Consider the following 16,699-nt stretch of genomic DNA (forward strand, 5'->3'; position numbering starts at 1 on the left):
AGGAAACGGTGAATTCACCGCCCGTCCCCGGCAAGGAGCCGGCGAGGAGCGGGCAAGAAAGAAGGCGCCCCGGGCCGCGATGTGCCCGGGGCGCCTGCGTGCCGTACGGCTACGAGTGCGTGCGCAGCAGCGTCCGCATCGTGCGCATCGCCACCGACAGGTTGGCGAGGTCGAACGAGTCCGAACCGCGGATCTCGTCCAGGGTCGTGCGCGCCCGGCTCAGGATCGCCGAGTTCTTCTGCTCCCACGCCGTGAACCGCTGCTCGGGCGACGACGCGCCGTTGCCGACGGCGAAGACGTCCGCGGTGAGCGCCGCGTGGGCCGCGTACAGGTCCTCACGGATGGAGGCGCGGGCCATGGACTGCCAGCGGTCGGCACGGGGCAGCTCGATGATGCGGTCCATCAGCTGGGTGATGTGCAGCCGGTCGGCGAGGTCGTAGTAGATCTCCGCGACGTCGAGCGGCTCCTTGCCCATGCGGTCGGCCACCGAGACGATGTCGAGCGCCGGGAAGGCGGAGGAGAACCCGGCCACCCGGGTGGCCACCTCGTCCGGCACGCCGGCCGCGGACAGCTCGTCGTACACGTGCTGGTACCACTCCAGGTCCGCGCCCTTCAGCAGCTTCGGCAGCTGCTGCCAGACCTGCTCGACCCGCTCCGCGAAGAACTCGACCGTCTCGGCGAGCTGCAGCGGCTGCGGCCGGTTGTTGAGCAGCCAGCGGGTGCCGCGCTCGACCAGCCGGCGCGAGTGCAGCCGGATGCGGGTCTGGACGGCCGCGTCGACCGTGTTGTCCAGGGCCTCCACCGCGTCCCACACCGGCGCGGAGCAGAAGATCGTACGGGCCACGGTCTGGGCGCGGACGATCTCCTCCAGCGAGGCGCCGGTCTCCTCGCGCAGACGGTGCAGGTACGTCGTACCGCCCGTGTTGACCGTGTCGTTGACCAGCACGGTCGTGGTGATCTCACGGCGCAGCGGGTGGTTGTCGATGGCCTCGGCGAACCGCTCGCGCAGCGCGGTCGGGAAGTACGCGTGCAGCAGGGTGCGCAGGTACGGGTCGTCCGGCAGGGAGGTGTGCAGCAGCTCCTCGGCGACCGTGATCTTCGTGTACGCCAGCACGACGGCCGTCTCCGGACCGGTCAGGCCGTGGCCCTGGCCGAGGCGCTCGCGGATCTGCCGGTCGCTCGGCAGGAACTCCAGCGCCCGGTCCAGGTGGCCCTCGCGCACCAGGTGGCGGATGAACCGCTGCTGGGCGTGGAGCATGTCCTTGGCCTGCAGGAGCGCGTTGGCGAGCGCGGTGTTCTGCGCGTAGTTGTTGCGCAGGACCAGCGCGCCGACCTCGTCGGTCATCTCGGCGAGCAGCTTGTTGCGCTGCTTCACGGTCATGTCACCCTCGGTGACCAGGCCGTTCAGCAGGATCTTGATGTTCACCTCGTGGTCGGAGGTGTCCACGCCGGCGCTGTTGTCGATGGCGTCGGTGTTGATCTTCCCGCCGTGCGTCGCGAACTCGATGCGGCCGAGCTGGGTCAGGCCCAGGTTGCCGCCCTCGCCGACGACCTTGACCCGCAGGTCGGCGCCGTCGACGCGGATGGCGTCGTTGGCCTTGTCGCCGACGTCCGCGTTCGACTCCGTCGAGGACTTCACGTACGTGCCGATGCCGCCGTTCCACAGCAGGTCGACCGGCGCCTCGAGGATCGTCTTCATCAGGTCGGCCGGGGTCATCTTGGAGACCTTCTCCTCGATGCCGAGGGCCTCCCGGATGTGCGCGTTCAGCGTGATCGCCTTGGCGCTGCGCGGGAAGATCCCGCCACCCGCCGACAGCAGCGTGGTGTCGTAGTCGGCCCAGCTGGAGCGGGGCAGCTCGAACAGGCGGCGGCGCTCGGCGTAGGAGGTGGCCGCGTCCGGGTTCGGGTCGATGAAGATGTGCCGGTGGTCGAAGGCGGCGACCAGGCGGATGTGCTCCGAGAGCAGCATGCCGTTGCCGAAGACGTCACCGGACATGTCGCCGATGCCGACGACCGTGAAGTCCTCGCTCTGCGTGTCCACGCCCAGCTCGCGGAAGTGCCGCTTCACGGACTCCCAGGCACCGCGCGCGGTGATGCCCATGCCCTTGTGGTCGTAACCGGCCGAGCCGCCGGAGGCGAAGGCGTCGCCGAGCCAGAAGTTGTACTTCTCGGCGACGCCGTTGGCGATGTCCGAGAAGGTCGCGGTGCCCTTGTCGGCGGCGACCACCAGGTAGGTGTCGTCGCCGTCGTGCCGCACCACGTCCTGCGGCGGCACGACCTCGCCGGCCACCATGTTGTCGGTGATGTCCAGCAGCGCCGAGATGAACGTCTTGTAGCTGGCGATGCCCTCGGCCAGCCAGGCGTCGCGGTCCACGGCCGGGTCCGGCAGCTGCTTGGCGACGAAGCCGCCCTTGGCGCCGACCGGCACGATGACCGTGTTCTTCACCATCTGCGCCTTGACCAGGCCGAGGATCTCCGTGCGGAAGTCCTCGCGCCGGTCGGACCAGCGCAGACCGCCTCGGGCGACCTTGCCGAAGCGCAGGTGCACGCCTTCGACGCGCGGCGAGTACACCCAGATCTCGTACGCCGGGCGCGGGGCCGGCAGGTCCGGGATGGCCTGCGGGTCGAACTTCATGGAGACGTAGTCGTGCGGCTTGGCGCCGAGCGTCTCCTGGAAGAAGTTCGTGCGCAGGGTCGCCTTGATGACGGTCAGGAAGGACCGCAGGATGCGGTCCTCGTCCAGGCTCGCCACCTGGTCCAGGGCCGCTTCGACCTCTTCGAGGAGGGCGTCGATCAGCTCCAGGCCGGCCTTCTGCCGCTCCGGGGACATCCGCGCCTCGAACAGGGAGACGAGGAGCCGCGTGGTGTGGACGTTGTCGCGGAGGGTGTCCTCCATGTAGTCCTGCGAGAACGTCGAACCGGCCTGCCGCAGGTACTTGGCGTAGGCGCGCAGCACCATCGCCTGCCGCCAGGTCAGCCCGGCGCTCAGCACCAGGGCGTTGAAGCCGTCGTTCTCCGCCTTGCCGGTCCAGGTCGCGGCGAACGCCTCCTGGAACCGCTCACGGCCGTCGTCGCCGAGGTAGTCGCCGTTGCCGCCGCCGAGCGACTTCGGCATGCGCAGCCCGAAGTCGTAGATCCAGGCGGTGGTGCGGTCCGCGCAGCGCAGCTCGTACGGCCGCTCGTCGGTGACCTCGACGCCCAGCATGCTGAGCACCGGCAGGACCTTGGAGAGGGAGACCGTGCCGCCCTTCTGGTAGATCTTGAAGCGGCGCTCGTCGGGCGCGGCACCCACCGGCTCGTACAGGCTCAGCGAGAACGTCTTGTCCTCGCCCAGCTGCTCCAGGTGGACCAGGTCGGCCACCGCGGCGCGCGGGGAGTGGTCGGCCTTGTAGCCCTCGGGGAAGGAGTGGTTGTAGCGGCGCAGCACCTCGGCCGCGTGCTCCTCGCCGCACTCGGCGGTCAGCGCCTCGGCGAACGCGTCGGTCCAGGAGCGGGCCGCCTCCACCAGGCGGGCCTCGATGCGCTCCTTGTCGGCGTCGGACAGCTGGGGCAGCTCGGTGCCCTGCGGGACACGGACGACGAAGTGCAGCCGGGACAGGATCGACTCGGTGTTCCAGGCCGTGAAGTCGACGCTGATGCCGCCGAGCTCCTCCTTCAGGATGTCGATGATCCGCAGGCGGACACCCGTGGTGTAGCGGTCGCGCGGCAGGTAGACGAGGGCCGAGTAGTAGCGGCCGTACTCGTCCTGGCGCAGGTACAGCCGCAGCCGGCGGCGCTCCTGGAGGTAGAGGACGCTCGTCGCGATGGCCTGGAGCTCCGCGGCCGGCGTCTGGAACAGCTCGTCGCGCGGGTAGGTCTCCAGGATCTGGAGCAGGTCGCGGCCGTCGTGGCTGTTGGGCGAGAACCCGGCGCGAGCCAGCACCTCGTCGACCTTGCGGCGGATCACCGGGACCCGGCGCACGGACTCGGTGTACGCGGCGGAGGAGAACAGACCGAGGAAGCGGCGCTCGCCGACGACGTTGCCGTCCGCGTCGAACTTCTTGACGCCGATGTAGTCCAGGTACGACGGCCGGTGCACGGTGGCGCGGCTGTTGGCCTTGGTCAGCACCAGCAGCTTGTGCTCGCGGGCCTTGGCCCGGGCGTCGGCGGGGAGCCGCTCGAAGGAGGGGCTGACCGGGTGCTGCTCGTCCTCGGCGTGGTGCGGGTCCGAGCGCAGTATGCCGAGACCGGTGCCGGCCACGGCGGCGAGCGTGTCGTCGTCGCGCAGCTGGTACTCGCGGTAGCCGAGGAACGTGAAGTGGTCGTCGGACAGCCAGCGCAGCAGCTCGCGGGCTTCCTCGATCTCGGGCTTCGCCAGGTCGCCGGGGGCGGGCTCGCCCTGCAGGCCGTCGGCGATCCGGATCGCCGTGTCCCGCATCTTCTCCCAGTCCTCGACGGCCTCGCGGACGTCGGACAGGACGCGCAGCAGGTCGAGGGAGATCTGCTTCAGGTCGGCGCGGTCGGTCTCCCGGTCGATCTCGACGTGGATCCAGGACTCGACGTGCGCGTCGTGCGGGAGGTCACCGGTGGCCGGGGTCGGCAGGACCTCGATCAGCTTGCCGGTGACGTCGCGCCGGACCACGAACTGCGGGTGGATCACGACGTGGATTCCGCGCCCCTGCCGGGTCAGCTCATTGGTGACCGAGTCGACGAGGAAGGGCATGTCGTCGGTGACGACCTCGACCACGGTGTGGCTGCAGGTCCACCCGTTCTCCTCGACGGTCGGGGTGTGCACCCGGACGTTCGCGGTGCCCTGCGGGCGGTTCTCGGCGAGCCGGTAGTGCGAGAGCGCTGCGCCGAAGGCGTCGACCGGGTCGCGGTCGGCGAGGTCTTCCGGCGCGGTGTGCAGGTAGTAGCGCTGGAGGAACGTGAGCACGGACTCGCTGTCCGGGGTGCCGGGAGGGCCCTCGTTCGTCGTCCCGGTCGGTAGGTGCCCCCCGACCGGGCTGTTCTCAGCTACCCGGGCGGCCCTCTCGAGCAGCTCGGCCTTGGCTTCGTCCAGCTTGGTCTGCATTGTCCTCTGACTCCTGTCGCGCGCCGTTGCGTGACGTAGAAGGAAGTACGGTCTCTTTCCCTGCGACACAACGCCACGTCCCGGGGTGTCCGGTCGGTTCCGACGCTATGCCGCGCGGTGAGATGAGCGGGGGGTATTCGGCCATTCTCGACACGTCCGACGGCTGAGACGCCCGTCGTGGCGCCGCCGTGTCCAGGGGTGTCCTCGGCTTCCGGGAGGCGTCCATGCCTCCGTCCCGCCCGCGAAGACCAGCGACCGCCGCCCGGTCACGGAGGTGTTCCGTGCAACCCGGGCGCAGGGCAGGGACACGGAGGTCCCCGCGAGATATCGCGCTGATCACGCCATAAGGCTATCGCTCCTCACCCCGGACCCGTCATGAGCCGTATGTGTACAAAACCGAGGGGGGAACTTTGACGTTCTGCACAGCGCCGGGACGGGTTCGCTTGGCGTAACCGGTCGGCCGGAGGTGCCCGATCCGCTCGCGTTCTGCTATCCACGGCCGCACCCTGAAAGCGACGGGCCCCCTTGGCAAGCAAGCCCGGCGGAGGCACGTTGCCCAGGGCGGCGCGGACGGTGCGGCCGTCCCGGAGTCCGCCTCGACAGGAGCCGACATGCCCGCGAAGATCCTCATCGTCACCGGAGACGCAGCGGAGTCCCTGGAAGTCCTCTACCCCTACCAGCGCCTGCGCGAGGAGGGCTACGAGGTCCACATCGCGGCCCCCACCCGCAAGACCCTCCGCTTCGTCGTGCACGACTTCGAGCCCGGTTTCGACACCTACACCGAGAAACCCGGCTACACCTGGCCCGCCGACCTCGCCTTCGCCGAGGTCGACCCCGGCGAGTACGCGGCGCTCGTCATCCCGGGCGGCCGGGCTCCCGAGTACCTCCGCAACGACCCCGAGCTGCGCAAGATCCTCAAGGCGTTCTTCGACTCCGACAAGCCGGTCGCCCAGATCTGCCACGGGCCGCTGCTCACCGCCGCGATCGACAGCCTGCGCGGGCGCCGGGTCACGGCCTATCCCGCCCTGGAACTCGACATGCAGGCGGCCGGCGCGGGCTTCCAGGACGCCGAGGCGGTCGTCGACGGCACCCTCGTCTCCGCCCGCGCCTGGCCGGACCACCCGGCCTGGATGCGCGAGTTCCTGACGGTACTCCGCACGAAGGCCCCGGCAAACTGAGCGAGCGGCGACCGCGGGGCAGTCGCAACCGAGCTCGGCGACCGGCGCGCCGCCGCCGCGGACACCCGTGCCACCGGCTCGCCGCCCACCGGGAGACCGGGGGGTCATTTCGCGGCCTTGTGCTGTCGGGCGGGGTCGGTCGGTGCGCCGTGCCTGTCGTAGGGCGGGGCTGCTCGGTGCCCTGTGTTTGTCCGTGGGCCGGGGACGGTTCGCCTGCGCTGTGGCTGGGCCAGGGGCGATTCGCTTGCCCGCGCTCGCGGGGTGCCGCTGCGCCCACCCGTGCCGCCCCGAGCGGCACGACTGCCCGCAGCGGTGGCGTGTCGGCTGCTGGGTGGGCGGCGAGTTCGGTGGTGCGGCTGCCTGCGGCGGAGGCCGGGTGAGCGCCGACTCCAGTGGTGCGGCTGCCCGCAGTGGCGGCGCGCCGGCAGGCCTACGCGATCCGCTGAGCCTCCGCCACCGCTTCCTCCAGCGTGTCCACGACCGGCACGCCGACCGCCTCCAGGCTCGCCCGGCTGTGCGACCCCCCGGTGTACAGCACCGCCCGCGCCCCCACATGCTTCGCCGCGACCGCGTCGTCCGCCGCGTCCCCGATCACCACCGTGCGCGCGGGGTCCGCCACACCGGTCAGCGCCTGGAGATGCCGCACCATGTGCTCGGCCTTGCTCCCGCCCGACGGCCCCGTCCGCCCGTCGACCCGCAGGAAGTGCGCCTCGATCCCGAAGCCCCGCACCAGCGGCACCAGTTCGGCGTGACCGTACATGCTCAGCAGCGACTGGCTGCGTCCCGCCGACCGCCACCCGGCGAGCAGCTCGGCCGCGCCCGCCGTGAGCCCGCAGCGCACCCGGTGCTCGGCGTAGTACCGGTGGAACACGCCGTCCATCAGCTCCCACTCGGCGTCGGTCGGCAGCCGGCCGAGCAGCCGCTCGTAGAACTTCGGCACCGGCACGCAGTACAGCGAGCGGTACTGCTCCAGCGTGATCGGCGCGAGCCCCAGCTCGGCGAAGGCCGCGTTGGTCGCGCCGATGATCGCGTCGTTGTCGTGGAACAGCGTGCCGTTCCAGTCCCAGACGATGTGCGCACTTGCCTGCATCCCCATGTCCGAGACCGTACCCGCCCGCACCGACAGGCCGCGCGGCCTCCCGGGTCAGACAGGTGATCAGGCAGGTCGGACCAGGTTGGGGATCTCCTGCGTGGCGTACCAGAGCAGCTCGTGGTCGTCCGCGTCGTCCACCGCGGACTGCGCGTCGTCGTCGCCGGTCTCGGCCGCCTCCAGCGCCTCCGCCGCCGCGGCCACGTCCGTCTCCGCGTCGTCCGCGTCCACGTGCACCGCGGCCGCCTTGGCGAGCGGAACCGTCGGCGTCACGGTGACCTCGCCGAGCGCGGCCGGATCGGCACTGCGGTCCGGGCCTGCGGTGACGGCGCCGTCGGGCACGTCCACCGCGACCACGACCCGGCGCCGCACCGTGTCCGGCTCGGCCGCGAGCAGCCGCAGCGAGGCCAGCGCCGCCCTGCCGAGCGCCGCGTACTCCAACTCCTCGGTGTCCTCGGAGGAGTACCACTCGCGCAGCGCGGGCGTGACGGCGTACGCGGCGAAGGGGCCGCTCCCCAGCTCACCCGTCCTGTGCGCCTCGGCGAGACCGGGGAGGGTCAGGGGGACGTAGACGCGCATGGCTGGCAGCTCTTTCCTGAAGGCTTCGCTGAGGCCCCGGAGGCCCGGCTGGCACGCCTCCCGGAGGGCCTTCAGGATACGTGCGCCCGTCCTCTTTCGGGTCCCTCCCCACCCCCCGCACGGCGTCCACCCCACGCCCCCCGTTCACCCGGTGCCGCCGCCGGGACACGGGCTCGCCGGGCCGCCCGGCCACTCGGATAGGTGAACCTTCCGGGCTCCGGCGCCCCACAACGACCTCCTTGCCCACCGCTCCCCCACCCCGTACAAGATCCCCCGACAGCTTGTTACCGCCCGGTATGCATCCGGGCCCGTGAACGGGGACCCCCATGAACAAGGTCATGAGCCGCACCGCCGCCCGGCCCCGCCCGCGTCACCGCCCGCCGACCCGGCACGACACCCGCCGTCCCGCCGGCTCCCCGCCCCGCTCGCCCGCCAGGAGCACGACGCGTACGGCCGCGCGTCCGGACACGGCTCCCACGCCGCCCGGGACCGCCGTACGGCAGCCACGTCCCACCGACCTCTTCGCGGAGCGCCTGCTGGCCGTCCTGAGCGGTCAGCGCCCCGTCCACTGGATGCTCCGGCACACCGCGGGCCGCGCCTACGACGACCTGGCCCGCCTCGCCGCGCTCGGCCCGCTGCGCACCCGCGGCGGGCGGCCCGTCGTCCAGGACATCGGCTACTTCGTCCCGCGCACCGGCGCCATCGAGGCGTTCGCCCGCATCGCCGCCGGCGGGCATCTGCGCGCCCTGGCCTTCCGCCTGGAACAGGGCAAGGACCTCCGCTGGCGCTGCACGGCGGTGGAGACGGGCCCGAGGCCCGCCTAGCCGCGGGCAGCCGACCCCGGCGGCGGGAGCTGGACGAACAGCAGGGCCGGGCCCCCGAAGGAGACCCGGCCCTGCTCACCAGCTGGAACGCCGCGGGCTGCGGCTGCTTCCGCGGCCCCTACTTCTTGCGGCGGCGGCCGCCCTTGGCCTGGCGCCGGCGCTCGGCGCGCGTGAGCCCGTCCGACTCGGACCGCACCGGCTCGTCGTCCTCCAGGTCACGCTCCACGATGCCGCCCTCGCCGTCCACCGTCGGCGCCGAGAAGTGCAGGTCGCGCCGCTGCGGCACGTCCAGCCCCTTCGCACGGATCTCGGGACGTGCGCCCGCCTGCGCCGGCACCGCGTCCTGAAGGCCCTCGCCGACCGCCTGGGCCTCCTCGACCGGGACCTCCTCGACCTGCTGCTCGACCTGGACCTCCAGGTTGAACAGGTAGCCGACGGACTCCTCCTTGATGCCGTCCATCATCGCGGTGAACATGTCGAAGCCCTCGCGCTGGTACTCGACCAGCGGGTCCTTCTGCGCCATCGCGCGCAGGCCGATGCCCTCCTGGAGGTAGTCCATCTCGTAGAGGTGCTCACGCCACTTGCGGTCCAGGACCGACAGCACGACCCGGCGCTCCAGCTCACGCATGATCTCGGAGCCGAGCTGCCCCTCACGGGCCTCGTACTGCTCGTGGATGTCTTCCTTGATGGACTCGGAGATGAACTCGGCGGTCAGACCGGCACGGTCACCGGCCGCCTCCTCCAGCTCCTCGATGGTGACCTTCACCGGGTACAGCTGCTTGAAGGCGCCCCACAGCCGGTCCAGGTCCCAGTCCTCGGAGAAGCCCTCGGAGGTCTCCGCGTCGATGTACGCGTCGATCGTGTCGTCCATGAAGTGCTGGATCTGCTCCTGCAGGTCCTCGCCCTCCAGGACGCGGCGGCGCTCGCCGTAGATGACCTCACGCTGGCGGTTGAGGACCTCGTCGTACTTCAGGACGTTCTTGCGGGTCTCGAAGTTCTGCGTCTCGACCTGCGACTGCGCGGACGCGATCGCGCGGGTGACCATCTTGTTCTCGATCGGCACGTCGTCCGGCACGTTGGCCATCGACATCACGCGCTCGACCATCTGCGCCTTGAACAGACGCATCAGGTCGTCGCCGAGGGAGAGGTAGAAGCGGGACTCGCCCGGGTCGCCCTGACGGCCGGAACGACCGCGCAGCTGGTTGTCGATGCGCCGCGACTCGTGCCGCTCGGTGCCCAGCACGTAGAGCCCGCCGAGGTCCTCGACCTCGTCCTTCTCGGCCTTGACCGCCTGCTCGGCCTTGTCCATCGCGCTGGGCAGCGCGGCGGCCCACTCCTCGATGTGCTCCTCGGGGTCGAGGCCGCGCTGGCGCAGCTCCGCCTCGGCGAGGTCCTCGGGATTGCCGCCGAGCTTGATGTCCGTACCGCGGCCGGCCATGTTGGTGGCGACGGTCACGGCGCCCTTGCGGCCGGCCTGGGCGACGATCGAGGCCTCGCGCTCGTGCTGCTTGGCGTTGAGCACCTCGTGCTGGATGCCGCGCTTGCTGAGCTGCTGCGAGAGGTACTCCGACTTCTCGACGGAGGTCGTGCCGACCAGGATCGGCTGGCCCTTCTCGTGCTTCTCGGCGATGTCGTCGACGACCGCCTCGAACTTGGCCACCTCGGTGCGGTAGATCAGGTCCGACTGGTCCTTGCGGACCATCGGCCTGTTCGTCGGGATCGGGACCACGCCGAGCTTGTAGATCTGGTGGAACTCGGCGGCCTCGGTCATCGCCGTACCGGTCATGCCGGAGAGCTTCGAGTAGAGGCGGAAGAAGTTCTGCAGGGTGATCGTGGCGAGCGTCTGGTTCTCGTCCTTGATGTCCACCCCTTCCTTCGCCTCGATCGCCTGGTGCATGCCCTCGTTGTAGCGGCGGCCGGCGAGGATACGGCCGGTGTGCTCGTCGACGATCATGACCTCGCCGTCGATGACGACGTAGTCCTTGTCCTTCTTGAAGAGTTCCTTGGCCTTGATGGCGTTGTTCAGGTAGCCCACCAGCGGGGTGTTCACCGACTCGTAGAGGTTGTCGATGCCCAGCCAGTCCTCGACCTTGCCGACACCGGACTCGTGGATGGCGACCGTGCGCTTCTTCTCGTCGACGTCGTAGTCGCCGGTCTCCTCGACGCCCTTGAGGGGGTTGCCCGCCTCGCCGCGCTTGAGGCGGACGACCAGCTTGGCGAAGTCGCCGTACCACTTGGTGGCCTGGTCGGCGGGGCCGGAGATGATGAGCGGCGTACGGGCCTCGTCGATGAGGATGGAGTCGACCTCGTCGACGATGGCGAAGTTGTGGCCGCGCTGCACCAGCTCGTCCTTCGACCACGCCATGTTGTCGCGCAGGTAGTCGAAGCCGAACTCGTTGTTCGTGCCGTACGTGATGTCGCACGCGTACTGCTCGCGGCGCTGAGCCGGCGTCATGTTCGCGAGGATGCAGCCGACCTCGAGGCCGAGGAACTTGTGGACCCGGCCCATCATCTCGGAGTCGCGCTCGGCCAGGTAGTCGTTGACCGTGATGAGGTGGACGCCGTCTCCGGACAGGGCGTTCAGGTACGCGGGCAGCGTGCCGACGAGGGTCTTGCCCTCACCGGTCTTCATCTCCGCGACGTAACCGAGGTGGAGCGCGGCGCCGCCCATCAGCTGCACGTCGTAGTGACGCTGGCCGAGGACGCGCTTGGCGGCCTCGCGGACGGTGGCGAACGCCTCGGGGAGCAGGTCGTCCAGGGTCTCGCCGTCGGCGTACCGCTGCTTGTACTCCTCGGTGAGGGCTCGCAGCTCGGCGTCGGAGAGGCCTACGAAGTCCTCTTCGATGGAGTTGACCTGGTCCGCGATGCGGTGCAGCTTGCGCAGGATCTTGCCTTCGCCTGCACGCATGATCTTCGAGAGGACGGACACGGGGGCTGGTCTCCTTGCCGGTCGGGCCTGGGACGGTCGGTTTTCCTTGACGTACTGAGCAACCGCCATCGTATGCGAGGACCCGGCTGCGTCGGGAGGCCTGGCGGCCCGACGGCTGCTACACCCCAGACAACGGGCGGGCGCGGCGGATAGTGCCGCATCCGTCCGAGGAATTGCACGAAATGTGATCGCCTGCTCACCGATCGCGAAAACCGATGGTCCCGCACGGGCACCCCGCGCAGAATCGGCCGATGGAACCCGTCATCCTCACCACCGACCGCCTCCTGCTGCGCACCGTCGGACCGGACGACACCGAGGCGGTGCACCGGGCCGCGCAGGACCCCGACATCCAGCGCTGGACGACGATCCCCTCGCCCTACCTGCGGGAGCACGCCCGGAGTTTCACCGGGCAGTTCGTCCCCGACGGCTGGTCGCAGGGCTCGGTCCTCACCTTCGGCGTCTTCCTGCCCGGCGGGGAACTGACCGGCATGCTCGGCCTCACCATGCACTCGCTGGGCACGGCCGAGGTCGGCTTCTGGGCCGCCCGGGAACACCGTGGCCGCGGCTACGTCACCGAGGCCACCCTCGCCGCCTGCCGCTGGATCTTCACCGCGGTCGGCGTCGACCGCGTCGAGTGGCGCGCGGAGGTCGGCAACCACGCCTCCCGCGCGGTGGCCGAACGCGCGGGCTTCACCGTCGAGGGCACCCTGCGCTCCGGCGTCAACAACAAAGGGGTGCGCCGCGACTGCTGGGTCGGCTCCCTGCTCCCCTCCGACCTCGGCCTGCCGTCGACGGCTCCCTACCTGCCCGCCCCTCCCCGACCGCAGGCCGGCGCCGGGTGAAACCGCAGCTCACCGCGGACTGTCAGAGGCAGCCTCTATCGTCCGAGGCATGACGACCCTGCCGCGCCCCACCACCAGCCTCACCGCGGACGACGCCCGGCGCATCGCCCTGCGCGCCCAGGGTTTCCTCGGCGCCCCCGACCGGCGGGCCGGTGTCAGAGGGGTGCTGCGCCACCTCGGCGCGGTCCAGCTCGACACGATCTCGGTACTCGCCCGGTCCCACGAGCTGGTGCCGTACGCCCGGCTCGGCGCGGTCGCCCGCAAGACGGTCGAGTCCGCGTACTGGAAGGACGCGCACGCCTTCGAGTACTGGTCCCACGCGGCGTGCATCCTGCCCATCGAGGAGTGGCCGCACTTCGCCTTCCGCCGCCGCGCCTACCGCAACCGTCCGCACTGGCACCACGAACTGCCCGAGGGCGCCTACGACCAGGTCGTCAAGCAGCTGCGCGCGGAGGGCCCGCTCACCGCCACCGAGCTCGGCGGCGCGAAGAAGACCAGCGACTGGTGGGACTGGTCGGGCACCAAGGTCGCCGTGGAGCGGGCGCTGATGTACGGCGAGGTGGTCTGCGTCGAGCGGCGCGGCTGGAAGCGGTTGTACGACCTGGCCGAGCGCGCCGTCCCGCAGGCGCTGCTGCACGACGAACTGGACGACGCCGAGTGCCTGCGCCGGCTGGTCCGGCTGGCCGGCGAGTCCCTCGGTGTCGGCACACGCGCCGACATCGCCGACTACCACCGGCTCAAGGGCGAGCAGGTCGACGCGGTGATCGCCGACTCGGGCCTGGTCCCGGTCGAGGTCGAGGGCTGGGGCAAGCCCGCCTGGGCCGACCCGGTGGCCCTGGCGACACCGCCGCGCGGCAGGCACCGCACCACGCTGCTGTCGCCGTTCGACTCGCTGATCTGGGAGCGGGCGCGCACGGAGCGGATCTTCGGCTTCACCCACCGTCTGGAGGCGTACGTCCCCAAGCCCAAACGGGTGTACGGCTACTTCGCGATGCCGGTGCTCGCGGGCGGCCGGCTGGTCGGGCGTGTCGATCCGGCCCGCGAGGGGGCCACGCTGGTGGCCAAGCAGGTCACCCTGGACGACGCGAAGGCGGTCCCGGCGGTCGCCCAGGCCCTGATCGAGGCGGCGACCTGGGTGAACTGCACGGACGTCCGCGTGGAGCGGGTGGAGGCGCCCGGCCTGCGCGAGCCCCTGGTGAGGGAGCTCGCGCGCGTCCTCGCCTAGCGCCGCCGGATCCGCTAGCGGATCTCCAGGATCTTCTCCCGCATCGCGTAGACCACGGCCTCCATCCTGGAGTGCAGCTGCAGCTTCTCCAGGATGTTGCGGACGTGGTTCTTCACGGTGTTCTCGGAGATGAACAACTCCTTGGCGATGTCCCTGTTGTTCATGCCCGTGGCGACGAGCTTGAGGACCTCCAGCTCGCGGTCGGTGAGCCGCGGCGCCGGCACCAGCCGGCGCTCGTCGGTGCGCTGGATCATCGACTTGAACTCGGTGAGGAGCTTCGAGGCCATGGACGGGCTGATCTGGGACTGCCCGTCGGCTACGGCACGGATGGCGGTGGCCACCTCGTCCGTGGAGATCTCCTTGAGGAGGTATCCGGTCGCCCCGGCCTTGATCGCCTCGTAGAGATCGGCCTCCTCGTCGCTGATCGTCAGCATGATGATCTTCGCGCTGGGGGCCACCTCCTTGATGGAGGTACAGGCCTCGATCCCGCCGCGCTTGGGCATGCGGACGTCCATCAGCACGATGTCGGGCAGCAGGTCGGCGGCCTTGTCGACCGCCTCGGCGCCGTCGCCCGCCTCACCGACGACCTGGATGTCCTCCTCGGCCGCGAGCACGATCTCCAGGCCGCGCCGGAACAGGGCGTGGTCGTCGACGACCAGGACTCTGATCGGCTCCGCGCGTGAAGAGCCCGTGTCCGGGTTCATGCCGATGACATCGTCGTCGGCCTCGTCCCGCATCGGTCCGAAGGTGTCCGCCATCGTTCCTCCCCCTGAAGGCTGTGGCCTGCGGTCCTGTGCCATCGCCAACCCAAGGCAGCGGCCCACCGGTTGGGCCTGTGCGGCCATGATTCCATGTCCGGGCGTCACGGAGGTGACCTGCGGGGCGCGAAGTGGTCGCACACAGGTGCCCCTGGGGGCGCACACGCGCTCCAGGGGCACCTGCTCAGCCTCTGCCGGTTACGTCAGCCGCCCAGCGTGCCACCGGCCGCGGGAGGCTGCCCCTCGGCGACCATCGGGTCCGTACTGAGGTGGATCACGCCGTAGTCGTAGGCGTGTCGCCGGTAGACGACACTCGGCTCCTTCGTCTCGGAGTCGACGAACAAGTAGAAGTCGTGGCCGACCAGTTCCATCTCGTAGAGGGCCTGGTCGAGGGTCATCGGGGAGGCGACGTGGGTCTTCTCGCGGACGATGAGGGGGCCTTCACCCTTCACCTCCAGCGAACCGATCTTCTTGGTCGGCACTCCGTCCGTCTCCTCCTCGTGGACGGGGAGGCCGTTGCCGTTGAGCGTGGCTGCGCCCGGGACGTGGTCGGGGACCTCTGCCGCAGAGATCCGGCGCGCCCCCCGGCGCGAGAACCGCTTGTCGTGCTGCTTGCGCAGTCGGGCATCAAGTTTTTCCGCCGCCAGGTCGAGTGCCGCGTACGGGTCGCTGGCCGCTGCCTCCGCCCGGATCACCGGACCGCGGGAGCGGAGGGTGATCTCCACTCGGTCACAGCGGTCGGCCTGTCGGGGGTTCGGCTCCTTGGACACCTCGACGTCGAGGCTGATCACCTTGGCATCGAGCCGCTGGATCTTCTCCAGCTTCAGCTTCTCGGCCACGTGCTTGCGGAACCGCTCGGGCACCTCGGTCTTGCGGCCTTTGACGACGATGTCCACGCAGAACTCCGTTCCCGGATCGCTCCGCCGCGCGGGCGGAGCATCTCCCTTTTGCACCAGGCCCGGTGGTCACCAGGGCCTCGGACTCGGTGACTTCCACCTCCTCCTCCCCCATGGGCGAGATCTCCACCCCACCGCCGCGGGTGATTGCGCAAAACCCACGGCAAGGCATTCGGATATGGCGAGGGACGGCCCGCGCCTTTCCTCACAACTGAACATATCTCGCCCGGACGGATGTCGTCACCCTCTACTGCGGCGTACCTCCGTTCAGGTGAATTGCCCCTCCCACTACCTGCAACGATGCAAGTCGGGTCTCAGTTCCTGTTTATTTCGAAAGAATCCCGAGGAGCAGCGATCACCGCTGCCCGGAGAGTCGGTTCGAGGACGTTCGTCATCGCCTTTTCCGGTGCACCATGCACCCACTTCCCCCTCTCCGGCCACACTGCTCTTCGTCGTTCCTCCCTACCTTCCCGACTTACGGCCGAGTACACGACTCTGCTCACTCCGCTTCCCCCTCCGTTCGGAATCCCGACCTGCCATCCGGCCGAGTCCCGCAGGGCACGCGCGGCCTCCGTGAGGCTGGCGCCCGTGGTGACGAGGTCGTCGACGAGCACGACCCGCCCCGCGCCGAGCAGCCGGCCGCCACCCGGCATCACCTCCAGCGCGCCCGCGAGGTTCACCCGGCGCCGGCGCGCGTCCAGCCCGGCCTGGTCCGCCACGGCCCGCCGCTGCCGCAGTACGGCCGCCACCCGGGCCGGTGTCCCGGTGCGCCGCAGCTCGCCCGCCGCAGCGAGCGCCATCCGCCGTACCGGATCGTGTCCCCGCGCCCGCACGGCCCACCGGGCCGACGGCACGGGCACCAGCACCACCGGCCCACCACCGGAACCGGCCCCGGCGTCGCTCCACCCGAGCCCCTCGCGCACGACTCCCGCCAGGGCGGCGCCGAGCGCACCGGCGAGGGTCAGCGCGCCCCGCTCCTTGTGGGCCAGGAGCAGTGCCCGCACCCGGTCGGCGTAGGGAGCCGCGGCATGCACCACCGGCAGCCCGGCCGGCTCCGGCACCGGCCGAACCCGCCGAGGACGGCCTGCGCCCAGCGCGGCCCGGCACCCTGGGCAGAGCACGGTACGAGGCGCCCCGCAGCCCGCGCACTCGGCCGGAAGCACCAGGTCGGTGAGGTCCTGCCACCACCCGCGCATGGCCACCACTGTGCCAACGCCGGAGCGGACCGGCCACCCCTGTGGACAACACCCTGTGGACAACCCACGAGGGCGGGACGGAGCTTCGACGGCAGGGTTCCACGGGCGGCTTCGCCGCCGCGGACGGCC

The 16,699-nt window shown here is 70.6% G+C and carries 11 protein-coding genes; 4 read left to right on the plus strand and 7 right to left on the minus strand.

Features of this window, described 5'->3' with window-relative positions:
* Positions 1-109: 109 nt before the first annotated feature.
* Positions 110-5,053: an NAD-glutamate dehydrogenase gene (locus N8I86_RS16385; RefSeq protein ID WP_073900127.1), complete on the minus strand. Its 4,944-nt coding sequence runs from the start codon at positions 5,051-5,053 to the stop codon at positions 110-112.
* Positions 5,054-5,664: 611 nt separating this feature from the next.
* Here N8I86_RS16385 and N8I86_RS16390 point away from each other — a divergent pair.
* Positions 5,665-6,231: a DJ-1/PfpI family protein gene (locus tag N8I86_RS16390; RefSeq protein ID WP_073900125.1), complete on the plus strand. Its 567-nt coding sequence runs from the start codon at positions 5,665-5,667 to the stop codon at positions 6,229-6,231.
* Between the two features lie 430 nt (positions 6,232-6,661).
* Here N8I86_RS16390 and N8I86_RS16395 read toward each other — a convergent pair whose 3' ends face one another.
* Positions 6,662-7,327, minus strand: a complete 666-nt coding sequence (locus tag N8I86_RS16395; protein WP_073900123.1) for an HAD family hydrolase — start codon at positions 7,325-7,327, stop codon at positions 6,662-6,664.
* A gap of 60 nt (positions 7,328-7,387) precedes the next feature.
* The gene (locus tag N8I86_RS16400) at positions 7,388-7,900 is read right to left on the minus strand and encodes a DUF6912 family protein (protein ID WP_073900121.1); all 513 of its coding nucleotides are present in this window, start codon (positions 7,898-7,900) and stop codon (positions 7,388-7,390) included.
* Between the two features lie 326 nt (positions 7,901-8,226).
* Here N8I86_RS16400 and N8I86_RS16405 point away from each other — a divergent pair, with 326 nt between their 5' ends.
* Positions 8,227-8,724: an Rv3235 family protein gene (locus tag N8I86_RS16405; RefSeq protein ID WP_123437641.1), complete on the plus strand. Its 498-nt coding sequence runs from the start codon at positions 8,227-8,229 to the stop codon at positions 8,722-8,724.
* Positions 8,725-8,842: 118 nt separating this feature from the next.
* Here N8I86_RS16405 and secA read toward each other — a convergent pair whose 3' ends face one another.
* Positions 8,843-11,653 (minus strand): preprotein translocase subunit SecA, encoded by a 2,811-nt coding sequence (gene secA, locus N8I86_RS16410; protein ID WP_073900117.1) that lies wholly within the window; start codon positions 11,651-11,653, stop codon positions 8,843-8,845.
* A gap of 251 nt (positions 11,654-11,904) precedes the next feature.
* Here secA and N8I86_RS16415 point away from each other — a divergent pair, with 251 nt between their 5' ends.
* Positions 11,905-12,495, plus strand: a complete 591-nt coding sequence (locus N8I86_RS16415) for a GNAT family N-acetyltransferase (RefSeq protein ID WP_073900641.1) — start codon at positions 11,905-11,907, stop codon at positions 12,493-12,495.
* Positions 12,496-12,544: 49 nt separating this feature from the next.
* Positions 12,545-13,720: a winged helix-turn-helix domain-containing protein gene (locus tag N8I86_RS16420; protein ID WP_263278112.1), complete on the plus strand. Its 1,176-nt coding sequence runs from the start codon at positions 12,545-12,547 to the stop codon at positions 13,718-13,720.
* A 14-nt stretch (positions 13,721-13,734) separates the two neighbouring features.
* Here N8I86_RS16420 and N8I86_RS16425 read toward each other — a convergent pair whose 3' ends face one another.
* From N8I86_RS16425 to N8I86_RS16435, 3 genes are all read right to left on the minus strand, one after another.
* A complete protein-coding gene (locus tag N8I86_RS16425) occupies positions 13,735-14,478 on the minus strand; it encodes a response regulator (RefSeq protein ID WP_073900113.1) in 744 nt (247 codons plus the stop codon).
* A 203-nt stretch (positions 14,479-14,681) separates the two neighbouring features.
* Positions 14,682-15,374 carry a ribosome hibernation-promoting factor, HPF/YfiA family gene (gene hpf, locus N8I86_RS16430; protein ID WP_107423840.1) on the minus strand — a complete coding sequence of 231 codons (693 nt, stop codon included), beginning with the start codon at positions 15,372-15,374 and terminating at the stop codon, positions 14,682-14,684.
* 314 nt (positions 15,375-15,688) lie between these two features.
* Positions 15,689-16,570 (minus strand): ComF family protein, encoded by an 882-nt coding sequence (locus tag N8I86_RS16435; RefSeq protein WP_263278113.1) that lies wholly within the window; start codon positions 16,568-16,570, stop codon positions 15,689-15,691.
* Positions 16,571-16,699 lie beyond the last annotated feature (129 nt).

It is taken from the genome of Streptomyces albidicamelliae, from assembly GCF_025642175.1.
Lineage (GTDB): Bacteria > Actinomycetota > Actinomycetes > Streptomycetales > Streptomycetaceae > Streptomyces > Streptomyces albidocamelliae.